Below are 20399 nucleotides of genomic sequence, written 5' to 3'. Positions count from 1 at the left end.
TTAAGGTCACTTCACAGGTGGAGCAGCCTCTATTTCATTAAAGGCTTCGACACGGATACGAGAAGCTCGCTACCGCCTGAAATGACCGCCACTTCAGGCGGTCCAGGAGGGTGCGGCATCTGGTTCGCGATCCACCGCTCCCCCGTTCCGACAAAGGCCGAAGATGTGAACGGAAGCGTGACTTCCGCATCCATGCCTTGGGTGACCCCCTCCATATCGATTTGCTTCTGAGTCAAGGTTAGCTCATAGGATGAAGTCAAACCATCATACTCTGCCGTGATGAGTACGGTTCCTTCCGAAATCGCCGTTACTACACCGCTAGCGCTGATCTCCGCTATAGTTGGATCACTGCTTGTATAGATGACGTTTGTCCCTACCTTTTCACGGCTTCCATCGCTATATACTGCGGTAGTCACCGTATGATCACTCTCGCCAACGACCAGTGTAGACATTCCTTCGAGCTCAAGCTCAATCAGGCTAACCGGCTCTTCTTCATTACCTTCTGATACCGATTGTAAAACAGGTCGTTTAGCCATACCGTCCCATCTCCAAATCGCGTTAAAGTCCCACCCTAGCCTGTCGGTATAGGTGGATGGAGTCTTTATTTCAGTTTCAGTTAGGCCTAATCCTTTAAGGGTTGTTAATGCTCCTTCAGCGACACCTTCTTTATTCACTATCATGCCGTCAAATGCATAATTATTTTCGAGCGTAGCGGTGTGCCCCGCAAGAACTCGTCCCATCACCCGGTTTGCCATCGTTGGCGCCGTAACCGAAGGGCTCAAGGCAATGACATTTCTGACGACCGTATCATTGTATCCGTATCCAGTCACTCCGCCCGCATTGCTTGTCATCGCTCGAATGGTTCCAGACGCATACACGTCTTCCGTTAGGCTGCCTGAGTTCGTAATTCCGATTAGGCCGCCGGCCTGACTTACCTGAGCGGTCACATCGGCGGTTGAATAGCTGTTTCTTACGATACCATTAGAATAGCCTACTAGCCCCCCCACTGTGCTGGAGCCTGTAATGGAGCCTGTTGAGAGACTATTCTCTACCTCGCCATTGTTCGTATTGACGAGTATGCCTATTCGGCTCCCGCCAGTGACGCTGGCATCGATCATAGCTATATTTTTAATCACTCCGCCATTGAGATGGAATAAGCCGCCATTTTCTGATTTGAAATTGGTTAAGGATTTATTGTTCCCATCAAACGTGCCAAGGAAAGGCGTGCCCTTGAATAAGGGCTCAAACAGCTTTCCTTCAAAATCAAGATCATTCTCTAGTATATAATTTTCATTTGGGAATTCGGATATCGTCTCTAATTCTTGAATCGAACGAATGATGTAGTACCCATCTTCATTCCGATCCAGCTTCGGCTTTGGAATATGGTCTTCGTTAATTACCTCCAAATTACTTTGCAGTAATGGACGCTTGGCATCTTCATTCCAGATCCAGACCGAATCAAAATCCCAACCGAGGGTCTCCATGAAAAAAGCTGGCTTCGTGAATGCTTCTGCACCGACCCCCTGTCCTTTTTCATTGTTTGGATCAGGAACCGTAACGTTCTCACTGCTAACAAACATATTTTCATCGGCGTAATTATTGACTAGAGTTGCCTTCTCCCCAGCTAACACTCTGCCGACAATTCGATTCGATGCCGTACCTGTAACAATCGATGGATTAAATGCCATACTATTTTGAATGACCGTATTGTTATAACCGTATCCGCTGATGCCGCCAGCATTGGATTCTTCTGCTATGACGGCTCCCATGGCATAGACCTGTTCTGTTGTACTCCCCCTATTCGTAATCCCGATCATGCCGCCGGCTTGCTTGCCTCGTGCATGGACTCGAGCTGTTGAATAACTGTTTCTAACGATACCGTTCGAGTAGCCCACAAGACCGCCAACTGTAGAATTGCCTCGAATAGATCCGGTACTGTAGGCATATTCCACGATTCCATCATTCTGATCCACCAGGATTCCAACATTGCTCCGGCGTACATCAATGTCTGCATGGATGATTCCTACATTTCGAATCGTCCCTTCATTAATGGCAAAGAGGCCTGCGCCGCCTGAGGAGATCATAACGTCTGTAATCGTATGCCCTTGCCCATCAAACGTACCCGTAAATGGAGTACCATTCGAGCCAATGGCTTCGAAAAACACGCCCTTCCCATCAATGTCCCGGTCTAAAATAAAATGTTTGTCCGGGAATTCATGCATTTTATAAAGCCCACCGGCACTTTTGATTTGATAGGGGTTGCCTTCCGAACCATCGCCCAGCATTCCTTCTTTCGCTATGAACGGGTCCGTTAACGGCTCTTGATCGGTTGGATTATTAACCAATTTTACGATGATGGTATGTTCATCGCCAAATGCAAGAGGGTTATCAAATAAGATGATTTGTTCTCGTCCGAGATGTTCCAGCGTTGCTTCTTGAATAACCGTTTCCAACAGTTGTTCACCTGTATGATCCCGCTTTTCCCCGATCACGGTGACACGTTCAAGCGAGCTCGGGTAATTCAAGACCCCAACGCCCTTCAAGACGTTATTTTCTACAATTGCGCTCGTTAATTCCAAATAATTAGCAGGTTGTTTAATCGTAAATGAATCAATCTCAACACCGTCGCTGTTGTAAGCTTTCAAGGTGAGCGATTGATCGTTTGATTCTAAAATAACACCCGTCTGCTTATTTTCATCATATACGATATGATCCCAGTCAAATGATTTGTTATCATAGAACGTTGGACCTGATGAACCAACGGTCACAAAAGTTGTTCCTAAATTCATCGCTTCTTCCGATGTATCCTTTACACCGTCTCGTATGGTTGTCCGTTTATACACATGATCATGACCGCCAATATACAAACTAACGCCAAGCCGTTCAAATGCTTGAGACAATTTCACTCTCATCATGTCCATACCGGTCTCATCGCCGGATTGACCGCCATAATAAGGATAATGCCCCATAACGATTTTCCACTTCTTGTCGGTTGCCCGCAAATCTTTTTCCAGCCATGACAGCTGCTTGTCGAAATCCACCACAGAATTCAGAACAGCAACGTGCATATCGCCATAATCAAACGAATAATTCGTTTCCTGGTAACTGCCTTCACCGTTCTTCGGCAGGTTGAAAAAACCGGAGAACGGCACGAGCTTCCGTTCCGTCGCACGTTCACGGTCCCCGACAATGTGAGCAGAAACTAGTCCCATATCGTTGTTGTAAATGTTCTTAAACACATCATCCCAAGCATACATATTGCCGCCGTTCTCGACCAAGTCCCCGACTTGGATCACCGTCTGTCCGTTTGAATTTTTCTCCAGCAGAACGTCCAGCATATTGTTGAAGAGCTGGAAGCTTTCCGGATTTCGATCCGGAACTCCAAGATCCCCCATCACATACATAACGGCTTCCTCTGAAGCTGGTGCGGTCCTAAAGCTATAGCTGCTGCTCCAAGGTCCAGTCGGTGACATTCCATACCGATAGTCATACGTAGTCCCTAAGTCGAGATCTGTTAAATTCGCTTCATGAGCTGCAAGCACCCGATAGTTACTCTTATCATACGTATCACCATAGGCCGCTTGAAAATAAGAGACTCCCGCTTGTACCACTTCCGCATGGTCCCATGTCGCCGTCGACTCCAGTTTATACTGAACATACGACGTTTCTAACGCCTTATCCGTTACTAGATTTACTCCTACTTCACGTTCGCTTGCACCTACATTAACCATGGGTTGGAATTCATTTAAAATGTTATCAGCGTCCAGCTTTTGTTGATCAACAAGCAATCGAATAAGTTCAACACGCGTATTTCCTTGAGCGTCGGTCGCTACATACTTAATGAAATAGTCTCCATACATATCGACCTTGAAATGCTGATTTAGAGCGGCTACTTCTCCTTTATCATTTAAAACGATGGCTTCCACAGATAAAGATTGACCGCGATGATCCGTCGCCGAAGCGCCCAGCACTTCTACTTGGTCCCCAAGCTTAATGGTGTCCGGATATTGCCCATGTACCGTAATTTCAGGCGCGTGCACCGTGCCCCTCGTTTCATCACCAATCCAAATTGGGGCACTTACAGCTTCTTCACCGTCTGCTTGAAAAGCTCTAACGATGAAATAATCCCCATCTTTAGTTGCTAAGGTTACTTCCTTTTCAAATTTATTACTGGCAATATTGCGGTACTCCTTGAGAACTTCTCCGCTGTTTTTGTAAATAACGACTTTATCCAAATCATCGTTAACATCAGGGTCATTCATACGTACGAAAAGATTGATTTCTTTTGTATCGGCCGGAAGGATCGCCCCCATCATCTGACCTTTTGCGGAAACTGCCATTTCTAGGTTCCGATCAAATGATACATAGGTGCGATGGTTTCGCATCGCCTCGAAAAGACCTTCTCTTGTAAGGTTATCTCCCCACATACCGGTCACATGGGGCTGAACCATCCCCCAATTTCCTTTGTGCTCGTCTCCGCCAAACACAGGAGAAACATGCCAGCCTTGATCTAATGCCTTGGTATAGACTGCAAAATCATTGGAGGATTTGTATTCGATCATATTAAGGTTTCTGTCAACGTCTCGGTTATAATGTTTAAATTCATTGAAACTCCAATTACCTGACAAGCGTGGATGATTAAACTGAGCAATCGCATGAGGATCTTGGGCAAGTCTTGCGTAAAAGGTTGGCAAATCATATTTGATGTCGCTCCAGCCCCAAGTGCCATCCGCGCCTACTCCATGTGTTCTTGCAAACCATGGGGCATTAAATAGGTTGATATGACCCGATTCATCATACCAGGTCACCTCCGTACCAGGCAGCGTAATAAATTCGTTATCACGATTGTGAGCATCGGATTGCTCATGCAGCAGCTTGTATTCTTTTGAATAAGCGTCTTGAACATTCGTAATAAAATCACTGCCCGTACTGATGTCATAAGTCACGTCGTGTTCAGTCACTGCAAAAAAATCAAAGTCTGTATTAGCTTTCACAAAATCGTAAGCATCATTGGGCAACAATATCCCGTCACTGAGAGATGTATGGGAATGCATGTGACCTTTGAACAGTGAAGCTCCTGAGTACTTAGCCCTCTCTTTTTGAGAAACAACTTCTTCTTTATCTGAAGACGCGAATACATTAATGCCGTAACAAAGACTAACAACCCCCGCAATGAAACAAGCCATCACAATAAAAGGCAGACTTCTTCTTTGGGACTTCAATCAAAATCCTCTCCTTTTTCGGCTTAAATGGTAATACAGGTGTGTGACTGATAGACAAACAGCCCCTAACCAAAAAATGCAGTCTGAAGGCTGTTCATAACATCTATCTTGTTCATCGCAGTCGCAGCAATGGCTTAATGATAGGTGCAAGCGACTGTGCCATGCGCAAAAATCCGAGGTCCGTTGGATGTGTTCCATCTACCGTACAATCATTGACAAAATCATCGCCCAGCAGCTTCAAGCCGTCAACGAAATGGATATTACGGTCTCCTACTGTCCGCCTCTGTTCCACATTCTCAATTTGGATCAGCCTGCGGCGATCATTAAGCTCCCTCCTCTCCATATAGAACTGGTCTTCGGCAGTGCTAATCCTTGAGACTACTAGTATAGGAACTTCGGGATGTCGCTTTCTCAAAATCTGGATGAAGGCAGGCAGCGTTCGTGCGATGTTTCCGGCCTCGCCCGTATTCCCTTCATAATCAAGGATAAATAGAGCCGGATCATCGATTTCCGACATGATCTGCGCGAGCTCCGGCTCGCCCTTTCCATTCCCGGAGAAGCCTAGATTTACGAACTCCACCGGAATCATACGGCTGAGAATATTAGAATAAGCCATACCCGGCCGGGAGGCGCATCCCCCTTGCGTAATCGAAGTTCCATATATAATGACGGGTTTACTGCTTGCATAGGCAGGCGCATCGCTTATGACAGCATCCTGATCTACACCGATCCATACCTCTTCTACCCCTTGGTAGAGCGGCAAGTTTAAGGTGACGGCTACATCTTTTTTCGTATCCCACTGATAAAGCTGGGATTCATATTCACTTTCCGTTGGTTTGAATCTAGCCGTGGTGATAAAGCTCTGCTCTCCCGGCTCTCCAAGATAGCAGTCAACCCCGCACTGCCCTGTAGGCGGCATATGATACATATTGGCCGGTCCGGCAAGACGCACCCTTATGACCAGCCTTGAAGAATTGGTGCGAAAGCGAATTTGCCCACCTGCCGTACAATAAGCAAGCGTATCAACCGCAGGCGGCAAGACAGCCCCGGAAGCCAAGGGCAGGCGTCTGTATATCCCATCCTGCGCGAGCCAAGGAAAGCCCGCGATGTAAAAGGGCGCTTCAAGCGGAGAATGCCATCTCAGCTGTTCGCCATTGGTTGTCTTTGGGTATATCGTTCCGCCCAGTTGATCTAAGTTTATCTCTTTCGATTGAACGGTCATCTATTTCTACTCCCTCACATTTGGAATACAAATTTCCGAATCGCCTGAGCAACGCCGTCCTCGTTGTTGGTAGCCGTCATAACGTCCGCTATCGATTTGATATGCTCTTCACCGTTGGCCATCGCCACACCGAGACCTGCCGCCTTCAGCAGCTTCGCGTCATTATCACTGTCTCCCATCGCAATGACATCGGACATCGAGAAGCCCAGCATCTGGCAAACCTCACGCACTCCACTTTCCTTGGTAGTTCCTTTAACTGATATCTCCATATTCGTAGGGGCCGAACGGGTAACTTCAAGCGTCCCCCATCGGAGCAGCTCCTCCTTAATTTCCGCGAGCTTCTGTTGATCATGGCTGCCGATGCCGAATTTCATCCAATCCCGCTCGAACATCTCAGGCGTCCAATCCTTGTCGCCCGTCAAGCTCTCCACGCTGTAGCCCCAGTACCACTCGGCCTGTTCGGCAGCAATGGCGTGCATATGGCGGACCGTATCCCGGGGGAGGAAGACTCGCTTCTTAAGCCTGCCCGGCCCCTCCCAAATTTCCGCGCCATTGAGCAGCACCATCGGGGAATCAAGCCCCAGCTCATCCCAGAAGCCCTGTGCAGTTTGCAAGCCTCTTCCGGTGGAGAACATCACTTTAACGCCCTGATCCTCGGCATATTGAAGCCACTTTTTGGTCTCTTCCGTAATGTGCTTTTCATCCGTCAGAAGAGTCCCATCAAGGTCCAAGGCAATCAGCTTATATTTCGCCTTCACTTGCTGCACCGTATTCATCCCTTCACCGCTCCCATGGTCGCGCCTTCCATCAGAAGCTTTTGGAATAAGATATAAATAATAATGGACGGTACCATCGCAATGGTTACACCGGCAAACAAAGTTACCCAATCCGCAGTAAACTCCATTTGCTTATTCGCAGAATACATTTGCACCGCAATGGGATATTTCTTGGGATCGCTCAAATAGATAAACGGCGCTAAGAAATTGTTATAGAACCCTAGGAACTTGAATACGCCAACGGTTACAATTCCCGGTGTAGACAAAGGAACAATAACACGCCAAAACTTTTGGAATAATGTAGCACCATCCATCGTTGCGCTCTCCTCAAGCTCCATCGGCAAAGAGCTCATAAACCCTCCGAGCAGCATAAGGTAGAACACGCTTTCCCCCAGACTGGACAGGAGAATTAATCCCGTCAAACTATTGGTTAAATTCAGTTCCCTCATCACTACATACTGGGGTACAAGCGCATTGATGCCAGGCAGGAACAGGGACAACATAATCAAGCCCCAAATCAATTTTCTACCTTTGAACTGCATTCGAGTAAGCGCATAGGCGTTAATTGTCGTAAAGAAAAGCCCAAGCACCAGACTTCCGCCGACATAATAAAGGGTATTTAAGAGTGATTGCCCAAAACCGTATTGATTCCAAGCCTTCGAATAATTCTGCCATCTTGGTTCCGAAGGCAGCGCCCATATATCTTTAAAAAACTCAGGATTGCTTTTTAACGATTCATAGATAACCCAGACTAAAGGAAATAATATGGTCAACGACCAAGCATAAAGCAGCACACGCCACACAACGTCCATAAACGTTCGTTTTTCCTTCAAACTTTATCCCTCCGAACTTCATATGGAAACTAATACTCGTAGCCTTTGTTCGGCACAAATTTATCGATTAACAGCTTTGCCGTTACTAATATGACGAACAGGATCATACCGACTGCGGAAGCGTAGCCGTAATTCCGATACTCTACGCCAAAAGCCAAGTTAAACATGTAGAGGCCGATGACATCCGTCGACCCGAATGGGCCCCCATTTGTCATAATGAGGATGATTTCAAAGCCCTTCATCGTGCCAACGATCAGAAACAAAGCGCTGACCCGAATAATTGGCGTAACAAGCGGCATTGTAATTTTAAACAAGCGCGACATATGTCCGGCCCCTTCAAGAATCGCCGCCTCGTACAATGACTTTGGAATCGCCAGCATCGCATTGGCAAAGATAATGACGTACAAGCCGACGCCGCCCCATACCCATGCCGGGATAATCGCTGCAAGCGCCGTGTTTTCATTGCCCAGCCAATAGAAATTACCGGTATCAATGCCAATGAACTTTAGAAGCCCATTCAGCAAACCGTACGATCCGTCATAAATAAAAGCCCAGAGGAGCGCGACTACGACCGTAGATAACACATTCGGAAAGAAAAACAATATCTTCAAAAACTTATTTTCTTTATACGATTTATTTGTAATTAAATAGGCAAGTATCAAAGAGATGATAATAACAAAGAAGGGCACCGTTATCATTAAAATCAAGTTGTGCGTAAGCGCGCGCCACACGTATTTATCTTGAAATGCGGTGACGAAATTGGACAGCCCCACAAACGTTGCATCCGTAAACCCGTCCCAATTGAGCAGCGCATAATAAACGGATAAAATGTTCGGAAACAACGTAAAAAGCAAATATCCGCCAAAGGGAGGCACGATGGCTATGAACAGAAATATCCACTTCTGCGTATTCGCTTTATCTAGACCCATACGCTTGCGCATAGGGGCTTTTGGTGTCGTCACAACGGTTGAATCTGACACGAGAGGTCAACTCCTATCTTACTAGACGTTTATAAGAGGTTGTTCAAAAAATCGCCTTTTGATCACGAAGTGAGTCAAGAAGTAACTCGGCATCGAATCTTGAATTCAGCCGGGCCTTCCGGTGCTCACGTACCCAGAACGTACGCTCCGCTCCTCACTCCCTAGCTTCATCCAACCTTCTCGGTGCTGAAAATCCGACTTTTTGAACACGTACTATAAGTCATTTTCAGCGTGTAGCCTATAGGTCGCAGAAGTTAAAACGGAAGAGCGAGATGAATCCTCCCCGCTCCATCACGTCTTATTTTTTCTTTTCAGCCTCTACTGCTTTCTTCAGCAGTTCTTCAGCTTGCTCCAGAATCGGTTTCGGATCCTGCATACCCATAGCAAATTTAACAATATTCTCATTCAATAATTTTTCCGCTTGAGCAAGATTCGGATCCGAAATACTGATAGACCGGCTTGCTTTATAAGTTTGAGCATTATTATCCGCAATGTACTTCAGAACAGATTGGGCAGAGCTGGAAAGATTAGCCGTTCTGGCAGGGTCTTCCGTCAAATCCTTGCGCATTGGCAGAGCGCCTGCTTTTTCAGCAGCAAATTGTTGATTTTCAAGCGTAACCATCCATGTGATCAATTCTTTGGCCCACTTTTTGTTAAGCTCCGGCTTAGCTGCCCAGATATAGTTGAAGTTTGAAGTTCCGCTTCGAATCCAAAGCGTTTGATTGGTGTTATCTCTGAAAGGAACAGCCATAAAGCCCCAATCGAAATCCTCAGGTGTTGCTTCCTTCATCTCATTCTCGACATGAGTCCCTGTCGATACCATCGCCGCTTGCCCCTGAATAACCTGCATTTGCGATTGCGTATGGTTCAATGCCGGAAGTCCTTCTGCAAAATATCCTTGTTGGCCAAGCTCGTAGATGCGCGTCCAGGTTTCAACCGTCTCCGGATTTGTGTATTGCGGCAGACCATAGGTTCTATAATTTTCGATAAATTCATCGACATGACCATTGATATCAGCCAGCTCAAAATTTTTGGCTGTTCCGAAAGCCCAGTTATGATAGCTTGGATGAATACCCGGGAACGTTATGGGAGCAATGCCGTCCGCTTTAATATCTGCTAGAAGCGCTTTAAATTCATCCCATGTGTTCGGGTTTTGGTTCCAGCCATGCTCTTCGAATAGCTTTTTGTTAAAAAACAACCCGCCAAAGCTGCTCGCCGTCGTGAATTCATACCTTTTTCCATTGATCAGCTGCGTTGACTCGTACATACCCGGCATCATAAGATCCTTGACCTTTTTGTCCGGCACGTCTGGAAGAGGGTATTCCCAAATGTCATCCATTGGTTCAAGCTTGCCGGCTTCAGCAAGCCCCACGATACCTCCCGCTGGATCCGTATTAAATAGATCAAACATGTCATTATCATTGCCTGCAGAGATTTTTGTAGAAAGAATCGTCTTCATATCGGCTGAAGCCGTGATGTCTATTTTGACATTTGGATACTTGGCTGTGAACGATTCAACTGCATAATCGAACCACTCCCGGCCATATCCTCCTACAAAGAAGCCTACCTTTAGCGTTACTTCCTCATTCTTCGGCAATCCATTCTCGTAAGTCTCTACCTCTGCAGATACACCTGGCTTATCCGACCCAGCAGGAGTTGTACTTGGGCTAGCCTCGTTCTTCCCGCTGTTTCCACCGCAACCAGCCAGCATAGCTAAAGATAATGCTGCTGCAACACCCGTGCTCATGAATCGTTTCATTTTTCCATTAAACATTATTTCGCCCCCGTTAATTAATAAATAAATTGGATTAACTATTTAAGCATAACTATGTTTTGTTAATTACCAATCAAATCCGGGTAAATAATTTGTAAACAACTTTTGGCTTATAGCCACTTAATCCTCACCTCTCATATATTCTGTAAACGCTTACATTCTAATCACTTGTCGGCCAGTTGTCAACCACTTTGTCAATTGTTTTGATCATTGATTTCTTGCCTGATAATAGGGAGCGTTAATCGAAACGCCCGAATTTCCAAAAATGTTAATTTGAGCTGGAATCCCACAATACTTCTAAGGCTTCGATTAGCGCTGAAACCGCCATTCATGCCAAGACGATGCATAATATACTTCGTGCGGCGGACATGAAATAAATTGGTTATGATCATAAAAGATTTTAGCTGGTACTGCTCCATCAATTGCTTGCTAAAGATTAAATTCTGAACGGTGTTGTGTGACTTGTCTTCTTTTAATACTCTTTTCGCCGGAACGCCCTTCTCAACCAGATACTTCTTCATTAGCTCTGCCTCCGAGCGACGTGAACCAACGGCTCCCCCCGATACAATGATGTATTTGTGCCCATACTGCTGAAATCGTTTGTAAGCCTCATCCAGTCTTTCCTTAAGCAAAGGGTGTATTCGGCCGTCTTTAGATACATAGCCAAGTACAATAAGCGCATCTGCTTTACCAGGTTGTAATATAACTGCATGCAGCCAGCATATGTAAGCCAGCACCGTCATCGCTGCGATTGCAATTATCCATCCGATCCATACCATTACTTACTCCTCTAGGCGTCATTTTCTGTATTTAATCAAATCAGTTTACAAATATAATATCTTTTTTTATAACAATGTCAATACAATCTGTTTCGTTTTTTAAGTATTTTTGGAATATAACTTCTCACATTGATTGTGTTCTTCTGCATAATACCGCCATCTATCGTCGTTTTTATGAAAATTTAAATGATATGCTCGTTGAATTAAACGAACTTGCAACTTTTATTCGCCTCGTATTAATGCTACACTTGAAGCAAAGTATGTTCCTAATTTGTCAAATGTTTTGAATCTATATTATATAAAACGTTGTTGGAAAGAGGATGCATATTGTGAGTGATTCGGTTAAACAAACCAGCCATATGTTATTAAAATCAATTAATCAGCAGAAGGTTCTTTTTCTCATTTATTCAGAGGGGCCGATCTCTCGCGTAGAGCTTGCGGAAAAGACTGGACTAAGCAGACAAACAGTAACCAATATCGTGAATCGCCTGTTGAAGGAGAAAATAATCGTGACAGGGGAGCTTATCGACTTGGAGGCAGGAAGCGGAAGGAAAAGAGTCGGCCTTCATATCAACAGCGGCCATTTTTATGCCATCGGGCTTGAGCTCGCCGGCAAATACATTCGCGGAAAAGTGTTCAACCTGCGTCAAGAAGCTGTCGCATCCGCAGAACGCACGAGCAACAAATATGGTTCTATCGATGTGCTGATGCAGCTGTTGCATGAAGTTATCGACGAGCTGCTCACCCAGGTGCCCAACACCTCCAAAGTAAAAGGGATCGGAATCAGTATGCAGGGCCTGGTAGATTCTCAGCATGGCATCGTTCTGCGGACACCCGGCATAGGCGTTCATCGCCTGCCGCTCAAGCAGCTGCTTGAAGACCAATATAGCATCCCCGTGTATATCGAGAACGATGTCAATCTTCTCTCTGTCAACGAGAATATGAACGGCTGCTTGAAGGATTCTAATAACAATATTACCATCAAGTTTGATTATGGTACAGGCGGCGCGATTGTCCATGATAAACAAATTATAGCGGGATCAAGCTTTGTTGCAGGTGAATTCGGGCATTATAAAGGCTTCTATGGAGAAGATGCCTATCCATGCCATTGCGGCAGATCCGGATGCTTAACGACATTGGCTTCCAGCAGCGGACTTAGTGTTTCCATCAAATGCACACTAGAGGAGTTCGCAGAAGGCATAAGAACAGGAGATCCTAAGTTCCTTAGCTTATACGAAAAAATTGTCGATGGCATCGCGATCGCCGTTACCAATATCATTACATTTATAAATCCAGACAGTCTGCTTATAACGGGCCGAGTCATTCATACCATCAGTCCCGAAATGTTCAACGAGATTAGAGCCAGGGTGATGCACCAGTTGCCTGTGACAGTTAATAACGTACAATTGATCTACCTTCATAACAAACCGGATGAAACCAAGCTTGCTGCCGGGTTAGTTATTAAACGCGCATTTGAAATACCGCTGGATACCTTATCTCTTTAATTGACCCCGTTTTTGGATGTCATTCCTAAAATGGATACGTCGCTCGTACGCAATAAACAGAACTCTCCAGACTCGGAGAGTTCTTTCTTTGTTATACATATCCTTCGCCCATATCGACAGTACGCTGTTATTATCCCTAGTAGACGCTTTTGTGCGCTAGTGCGTCGATTCCGTTTGCGTATCAACTCGGCAAGTTAGATCAGCCAGTCGCCGTATCTCGTCACTTAACCTTCGATTGACAGGATACACTTCTTCTATGAAATTTAAAATGCGAAGTGCCGATTCGGGAACATGATCGTATCCCTGTATCATGTCTCCTATGATTTCCGCAAAACGCGGGTATCTCCGCTCTAACCGTCTCTCATTGCCGAATGGGTCTGGATAGTAGTCCACCTCTTGCTCCAGCAGATGGAGCACGGATAAAATCCTGTCTATTGCGTATCCTTGAACAAACCTCGTCGCGGATAGACGCTCTCCCCTAGCATAGCGACCGAGCCCCACGTATAGATTGGTTAAGGCTTCATTCAAAGGAAAGTCCAAGGAATCCACTTTTAGGCTGGGGATCGGGTTGGAAGGTTTGGCGATTGCCGTATTGGCATACATAGGGTCCTTCCAAATGATCCGACCTTCCGTATAGGTGGCGTTCACAAGCTCCCATTCCTCGAATACAGCATATTCCCCGAAAATACCGTCCTCGAACAGGACCTTGTAACCAACATCCGAATTCTTAAATGAATAGGCAAGAGGGTGTACGTCCTCGAGCCAATCCAACCGGTCTATATATCTGTTTTTCTCCCCGGGCTTTACAATGACAAAGAAATCTAAATCCGAATATTCATCCAACCGTTCTGTCTCGACTCCAACGGAACCAACTCCCAGTAATAAAAGAGCTCCCCCCTTGCGTTCGAGCGACTTGCCGATCTCGCCCAGCCGCTGTAACAGCGATTCTGTTCTCAACATTACGAATCCTCCCTTGTTTTGGAATGCAAAAAGGGTCCAACCCACTTCTCAGCGAGGTTGAACCCGAAGGTTGCATTGCCTTTATTATCCTACCGTGAAATTATCACGTATTCTAATTGCTGTCAATCGAAAGACTTCCTGCCAAAAAACTATCTCTGCAGCAACTCGTCCCGCGCTTCGGTCAGCGCGAACCCCAGCAGGTTCTGGCCCCGCCATTTCACGGGATTCTCCGCATCCGGATTGGACTGGCTCATGCCGATCCCCCAAATGCGGTCCTGCGGGCTGGCTTCGACGAGGATACGGTTCTTCGTCGACTTGAGATAGTCGCCAAGCTCCGCATTCTGCGAAAATTTGGCCAAGCTGGCTCTTTTGACGATGCCATAGCATTCCTTGTCCCAAGTATCCTTGTCAAAGTTTCGGACCGCGCGCCCATAAGCCTTCATCTCCTTGGGATGCTTAGCCGTAAGGATCGACTCCAGCATTTCGTTGTCGCCGAACAGCCTTGCCTTCTCAGCCATCATAAACTGCTCGGCACAGGAATACTCCGTCCCCTCTACCGTGAACGGGCACATCCACCACTGGCTGAAGCAGCTTTTGTCGACGCTCCCGTCCTTAGGCGGCGTATGGCCCCAAAAGAATACATACTTGAACGTTTTTCCTTCGTTATAAGCTTTTCTTAGCTCATCGAGATTGTAAATCATCGGTTATTCCCCCAGTTTTCTCCGATACAAGCGGGATGGCCGATGTCCCGCATTTTCGGTGTAATGATCAGTCTCCGCCACGAGATCGGCCACCTTCCGCCGGAAGGCCGCCTTCAATAGCTCTTTATCCATAATGACCTCATAAACCTGCTGCAGCTCCGTCAATGTAAAAAGCTCTGGCATTAAGTGCAGCGCAATATCGGTATAGCTCACTTTTCCCCGCAGCCGCTCGATCGCGCATGCTATAATCTTCGCGTGGTCGAAGGCCAAACCGTTATTCGATACGATCTTATATTCCGTGCTGGTCGATGTCGTCTTCACGGTCAACGTCCTCGCCACGATCGCCGAAAGCTCCTCTTCACCGCTTAGCTTGAGTTCATACTCCAGCGTCTTGACGTATCCGTCCTCCATCAGCTCTTTCTGCTCCCGCAGCAGCCGATAGGAGACCTTGAACCAAGCGGCGTCGGCCGCATCGTCTCCCGCCTTAAGCTCCAATTTATCGCTGTTGATCAGGGCCATGTAGCTGCAGCTCATCACCCAGGTTCGGGGATCTCGCCCGATATCACTGAACGTATACAACTGTTCCAAATAAACGTCGTCCACGCCGGTTTCCTCGCGCAGTTCCCTTGCCGCAGCCTGCTCAGTCGTCTCGCTCGGCTGGACAAAGCCGCCAGGCAGCGCCCATTTACCCAGGAAGGGGTGACCTCCCCTGCGGATGAGCAGGATGCGGAGCTCTTTTTCGGGTAGTTTCCGATAACTGTCAGCCGCCTCATCCGTAACCGTGAAGATCACCATATCGGCTGCCACCGAAGGTCGCTCGTAATCTCCTGCCCGGTACTGCTCCAAAAATTCGCGTTCCGTAAGTCCGTCCCGATCCAACAAGTCCAATGGGGGCGCCTCCTTGTTTTTTGATTCTAAATGGGTTGTGGTTATGGGTTCATTTTACTCCCTGCCTGCATCTAATTCTAACCGTTTTAGCTCCCCGAAATAGTTTCGATAGGGCTCGAACTTCGCCAGCACCTCGTCTGCCTTGCGTATACGTTCTTCCAGGCTCCCCCGCAGCGTAATGTAGGGAATGCGCCGCTCCTTCAAATCCGCGATAATCTGTTTATGAAAAACATGCCGCTTCTGATCCCCGCTTCGATCCCACGTATCGTCGTAAGGAATATCGTCGTCGCACAAGAAGAACAGATCGTAGCGCTGCGCGTTCTCCAGAGCAATCCGCGTTAATCCCTCCGGTGCCCGGCCGTGGTAATCCATGGCGAACATATACGTCGTAATCGCATTGGTATCGACAAACAGAAATCGGTTCGCCGCAAGCAAAGCCTGCTCTTCACGCTCGATATGGCCCAGAGCGATTTCATCAAACGCCTCCAGACCTATTCTGCGGTCCACCTGATGCTCGGTCCAATAATCGCGCCCGTATTCACTCGCGTAGGTCGTGTTATACCGCCGTGCCAGCGCTTCGGTGATCGTCGACTTCCCCGTCGACATCGCCCCGACAAATACCACCTTCGTGATTAAGTCCCGGTACACGATATCACTTATGAACTCCCTGTGCTTATATGGGTCGGAACGAATCATCGTTGCAGAGATCGGAACCCGCTCGCGGGCTTCATCGACCCGCCGGTCGACCGAGCCCAAAGCAAGACTCATATGCCTGCCGTAAAACTCGCTCGAATAAAAATGCGTTACTTGCTCCCCGTTCAGTAAACGGAGGATATACTGTTCTTCCCGAATCTCATGCTCCCTGTCATCCGAATACCCATCCGGTCCGTCCCAAGCTTCGATGACCCGGACTGCCGGGTATAGTCGTCGAATCCAATTCGCCCGAATATGAAGCGGGATCGGCGTGACCGTTGTCTCGTAAATGACCACGATTAACTCATCGACCTCCTGCAGTGCCGTTTCGATCATGAACTGATGCCCTTTATGCAGCGGGGCAAACTTCCCCAGCGTTAATCCGAGCGTTTTCATGCCGCCACCTCCTTGGCCCCTTTGTTCCAATTGTAATAGCCGTATACCGCATTAACCAAATACGCGCTCCACATGACGATCATCAGCATGCCTTCGCTGCTGCCCTCCAGCAATCGAATCGCCCACAGCAGCACCGTAAACAAATTCAACACAATATAGACCAGCCATTGTTCCTTGAATCTGCGGACCATTAAAAAGGTGGCCACAACGGACAGCACCGTCGTAGTAGCGTCGATGTAAGGCGAGTTCTGTCCCGGGATGAACGAAAGCCCAAATCCCAGCAGCAAACAGCCTAAAACGCAAACTGTCCCAACGAGAAGCAGACCTTTAAGTTCCATTTGGCGCATGATCAGCTTGCCGTCTTGGCGATGATTTTTCCACGTGTAGAAGCCAATGACGTTCATCGGAACGAAGAATAGCAGATTCAGCATAACCTCTCCAAACAACCCGTTAATATAGGCCAGATAAGCGTAACCGATGGTATTGTACATGCCGAAAACATAGCTCATCAGATTGCCCTTCGCCGCAAGCACCACGCATAGCACCCCAGTAATAAAAACGGTAAAACCGAATAAAGAGTCCTTAGAAATCACCGTAAACCCCACAGCAATCGAGGTAAACAGTGCCAACCACGCTATTTCGAACAGATTCCAGCCACGCGCAACCTTTTTCACATTACATCCCTCCGCTTTCTCCACTTATTTATAGAACGAAGACACATAATTACACTTAGTATTATTTTGTTAATAACACTTTGTTACTATCAAACTAACAGAAAAACCTGCGCAGGGCAAGTGAAATCTCCCCATTTATCGCAGGCTTGATCTTTTAACTTCTGTAGTCCCTTCAACAATTAGCAAAAATCATGGGAGAGGACGAACACCACTTGTTACAATGCGGAATATACAAATGAATAGGCACTATCCCAATCATGCTTATTCTGTCTACTTTGCGAATCGGAATAGGCACAAAGGAGGGTTTAGGTTTGGTACTAAAATCATCTCACTATTTTGCCCGCGGCAACACTGCGCGCGGGGCTCATTTCTTGTATAAGTCCGCATTTGGTGGGCTGAACAAAATATTTGTCCTTGCGGGGCCCCAAGGCACGGGGAAATCGACGGTCATGCAAAGCTTGGCTGATAGCCTGCTGGACCAAGGCTTGCATGTACAATGCTTCCACTCCCCTCTCTGTCCCGACGAACTGGATGGCATCATTTGCACGGAATTGAAGGTTGGTATTGTCGACGGGCGAGTCTGTAAGGGGATTTCGGATAGCGCGGCGGGTGAAATCGTCTTTATCGATTTTGAGGAAGCGTTTGATGACAGCCTTATTTTACCGGAACACTTCATCACGATAGAAGATCTTAAAGGCGAGCTTGAGAGAGCCTATTCAAAAGCGTATGAAACGTTCGAAACGGCATTGCGGATTCATGACGAGTGGGAAAAATTTTATATCGAAAATATGGACTTCTCGAAGGCCGACCAGCTTGCACAGGATTTGATTCAAGAATTATACGCCGGTCATGAAAGCGATACGTCAACCGCTTCGCGTCACTTGTTTTTCGGAGCTGCGACTCCGAGGGGGGCATTCGATTTTATTCAAAGCTTGACCGCTCAGCTGGAAAGACGGATTTTCATCAAAGGAAGGGCGGGATCCGGCAAATCGACGCTGCTGAAAAAGCTTGCCTCCGCTGCCGAACAGAAAGGAATCGACGTTCAAGTGTTTCATTGCGGCTTTGATCCGAACAGTCTGGATATGCTGATATTCCCGGAGCTTCAAACAGCGATCTTCGACAGTACCGCTCCGCATGAATACTTCCCCGATCGGGACGGGGATGAGATCCTAGATATGTACACACGGACGATAGCCCCTGGTACCGATGAAGCCTATGCTGCCGAAATAGCCGGTATCAAAGCACGCTATTCGGCAAAAATGAAAGAGGCTACCTCCCATCTGGCGGAACTCGAAGCCATCGATTCTCAGATTAAGGCCTACTATGTTGCGGCCACCGATTTTTCGATCGTAGAGAAACTCCATCTGCAACTACAGTCGGAATTGAATGCACTGATCGGCTCCATTCAGCCCTCATAATAAAGATCCCATGGGCAGCGCTCAAACGCTGCACGGATACGGATTTTTCGGCCGGGAGCCGGACGTTTATGCCAGGGTGGCGGCCATGTCATGGGGAATAAAAGCATTAAAAATGAGCTAGCGGAAACGTACCGCCAGCTCTTTTTCGTGCCGTATCATATTGCAGACATGTAAGTATAAAATGACGGCTCAGTCGCTAGATCGGGAACCTCTCGCGACTCCCGACGCGAGGTTCTCGGCCAACATCGGTCAGATTTATTCTCGTTCTCCTGCCGCATATTCGCCGGATTATCCGCAATATTAGCCGGATGCAGCAATTTCCCGCTCGATCGTTCCCCTCTACTATAGAGATTGCCACACGGTTCACGCAAGTCCGGGCAGGAAATCGATTCCAAATTCAGCCCTTTCTAATACTTGTTAGCATAATCACATTACTTCATTATCACCTTGGCCCTTTTCATCAGTCTTATTCCGTAAATATGCGCCATGCTCCTGTGTCCACGTCCACATTGCGGCGAAAATCGGCTGCAAACCTAGCCCACTCTCCGTAAGTTCATATTCGACATGTAGTGGTATGCCTGGGTAGAGCGTACGTGTTATGATTCCTTTTTCCTCTAACAGTCGCAAGCGATCTGTCAAAGTTTTCGGACTAATGGGCTGCAACCTCCGGCGTAATTCCCCGAAACGCCTGGTTCCGTTAAATAATTCGAATAAAAGAAGAAGCGTCCACTTTCCGTCCAAAATCTCCAGAATCGGTTCAACGGTACCAGGGCAGGTACGATCCATCATCGCGATCACTCCATAGTTCATTTTTTGAAACTATTGCACATAAATGTAACTACTTTTCAAATGTACCATAAATCGATTACCATGTGAATGGAAAGGGGAGACCCTGAAGGATGATTAAAGCCATACGAACATCCAAATCGGGGAATCGTGCTAACCTGAAGTTAACAGAATCGAAAATGAGGAGGACGTTTAATGAAAACCACTTTATGGGCAACCCTAACTGCGAACGGCAATTATGCACAATCTAGCCCGGATAACCCACCGAAAAAGGAAGCGTTGGAAGACTTCGCAGCACAAGCAAAAGCAGCAGGAAATTTCATTGTCGGACGTAAGACGTTTCAGGAAATGTCAGACCCAAGCCGAGTCTCCCAAGAGGAACAGGTAAACACGGAAGGTCCTTTCGCAGGGATCGACATCGTTGTATTGTCTAAGAACATTGAAAACATTCCCGGCATAACGGTGGTAAAGTCGCCACAAGAAGCAATAAGCTACCTCTCACAGAAAGGACACCTAACCGCTCTCATTGGCGGCGGTGCGGATATTCACAATTCGTTTTTAGAACAAGGTCTTGTAGACGAAGTGATTTTCAATGTGGCGCCTGTATTAGAGGGTAAAGGGTTAAATCTGCTAATCGACAAGGACAATTACCGTTTCAAGTCTGTGCGATTGCTAGACTGCAAACCTCTCGGCAGCGATGTCGTTCAGCTGCGATATGCGATTGACCGATAGATGCCAAATTCCTTCAGTTTCTCTACTTATCCATTATTTACGTTTATTTAGGTCCGACAT

16 protein-coding genes are annotated in these 20399 nt (G+C 47.0%); 3 read left to right on the top strand and 13 right to left on the bottom strand.

What is annotated here, in order from left to right; translation table 11 throughout:
* Positions 1-29 precede the first annotated feature (29 nt).
* The 7 genes from AK95_RS07655 to AK95_RS07625 form a co-directional block, all read right to left on the bottom strand.
* Positions 30-5186 carry a CehA/McbA family metallohydrolase gene (locus AK95_RS07655; protein WP_235613051.1) on the bottom strand — a complete coding sequence of 1719 codons (5157 nt, stop codon included), beginning with the start codon at positions 5184-5186 and terminating at the stop codon, positions 30-32.
* A 148-nt stretch (positions 5187-5334) separates the two neighbouring features.
* Positions 5335-6444, bottom strand: a complete 1110-nt coding sequence (locus tag AK95_RS07650) for an SGNH/GDSL hydrolase family protein (RefSeq protein ID WP_071219383.1) — start codon at positions 6442-6444, stop codon at positions 5335-5337.
* Between the two features lie 14 nt (positions 6445-6458).
* The gene (locus tag AK95_RS07645) at positions 6459-7220 is read right to left on the bottom strand and encodes a Cof-type HAD-IIB family hydrolase (protein WP_071219382.1); all 762 of its coding nucleotides are present in this window, start codon (positions 7218-7220) and stop codon (positions 6459-6461) included.
* Positions 7217-8053, bottom strand: coding sequence for a carbohydrate ABC transporter permease (locus AK95_RS07640; RefSeq protein ID WP_071219381.1), 837 nt, complete (start codon positions 8051-8053; stop codon positions 7217-7219). The genes AK95_RS07645 and AK95_RS07640 overlap by 4 nt, the downstream gene beginning before the upstream one ends.
* 29 nt (positions 8054-8082) lie before the next feature.
* Positions 8083-9033: a carbohydrate ABC transporter permease gene (locus AK95_RS07635; RefSeq protein WP_071219380.1), complete on the bottom strand. Its 951-nt coding sequence runs from the start codon at positions 9031-9033 to the stop codon at positions 8083-8085.
* 298 nt (positions 9034-9331) lie between these two features.
* Positions 9332-10807, bottom strand: a complete 1476-nt coding sequence (locus AK95_RS07630) for an ABC transporter substrate-binding protein (RefSeq protein ID WP_071219379.1) — start codon at positions 10805-10807, stop codon at positions 9332-9334.
* A 194-nt stretch (positions 10808-11001) separates the two neighbouring features.
* Positions 11002-11586, bottom strand: a complete 585-nt coding sequence (locus tag AK95_RS07625) for a YdcF family protein (protein WP_071219378.1) — start codon at positions 11584-11586, stop codon at positions 11002-11004.
* 329 nt (positions 11587-11915) lie between these two features.
* Between AK95_RS07625 and AK95_RS07620 the strand changes: the two genes are divergently transcribed.
* A complete protein-coding gene (locus AK95_RS07620) occupies positions 11916-13091 on the top strand; it encodes an ROK family transcriptional regulator (RefSeq protein ID WP_071219377.1) in 1176 nt (391 codons plus the stop codon).
* A 156-nt stretch (positions 13092-13247) separates the two neighbouring features.
* On the opposite strand, the gene AK95_RS07615 is transcribed toward AK95_RS07620, so the two are convergent.
* From AK95_RS07615 to pnuC, 5 genes are all read right to left on the bottom strand, one after another.
* Positions 13248-14051 (bottom strand): hypothetical protein, encoded by an 804-nt coding sequence (locus tag AK95_RS07615; protein WP_071219376.1) that lies wholly within the window; start codon positions 14049-14051, stop codon positions 13248-13250.
* A 149-nt stretch (positions 14052-14200) separates the two neighbouring features.
* Positions 14201-14752, bottom strand: coding sequence for an NADAR family protein (locus AK95_RS07610; protein ID WP_071219375.1), 552 nt, complete (start codon positions 14750-14752; stop codon positions 14201-14203).
* 3 nt (positions 14753-14755) lie between these two features.
* Positions 14756-15640, bottom strand: a complete 885-nt coding sequence (locus AK95_RS07605) for an NUDIX domain-containing protein (RefSeq protein WP_071219374.1) — start codon at positions 15638-15640, stop codon at positions 14756-14758.
* 54 nt (positions 15641-15694) lie between these two features.
* Positions 15695-16729 (bottom strand): AAA family ATPase, encoded by a 1035-nt coding sequence (locus tag AK95_RS07600; RefSeq protein ID WP_071219373.1) that lies wholly within the window; start codon positions 16727-16729, stop codon positions 15695-15697.
* A complete protein-coding gene (gene pnuC / locus AK95_RS07595; protein ID WP_071219372.1) occupies positions 16726-17403 on the bottom strand; it encodes a nicotinamide riboside transporter PnuC in 678 nt (225 codons plus the stop codon). Before pnuC ends, AK95_RS07600 begins: the two co-directional genes overlap by 4 nt.
* Before the next feature lie 311 nt (positions 17404-17714).
* Here pnuC and AK95_RS07590 point away from each other — a divergent pair, with 311 nt between their 5' ends.
* On the top strand, positions 17715-18821 hold the full coding sequence (locus AK95_RS07590) for a PRK06851 family protein (RefSeq protein WP_083397555.1): 1107 nt from the start codon (positions 17715-17717) through the stop codon (positions 18819-18821).
* 426 nt (positions 18822-19247) lie between these two features.
* Here the strand turns inward: AK95_RS07590 and AK95_RS07585 are convergent, their stop codons facing one another.
* Entirely contained in the window at positions 19248-19610 is a 363-nt protein-coding gene (locus tag AK95_RS07585; RefSeq protein ID WP_071219370.1) for a winged helix-turn-helix transcriptional regulator, read from the bottom strand.
* A 192-nt stretch (positions 19611-19802) separates the two neighbouring features.
* On the opposite strand from AK95_RS07585, the gene AK95_RS07580 reads away from it, so the two are divergent.
* Positions 19803-20339 (top strand): dihydrofolate reductase family protein, encoded by a 537-nt coding sequence (locus AK95_RS07580; protein WP_071219369.1) that lies wholly within the window; start codon positions 19803-19805, stop codon positions 20337-20339.
* Positions 20340-20399: the final 60 nt, after the last annotated feature.

The organism is Paenibacillus sp. LC231 (assembly GCF_001860525.1).
Lineage (GTDB): Bacteria > Bacillota > Bacilli > Paenibacillales > Paenibacillaceae > Paenibacillus_AQ.
This window is presented reverse-complemented; position numbering and strand designations above follow the sequence as displayed.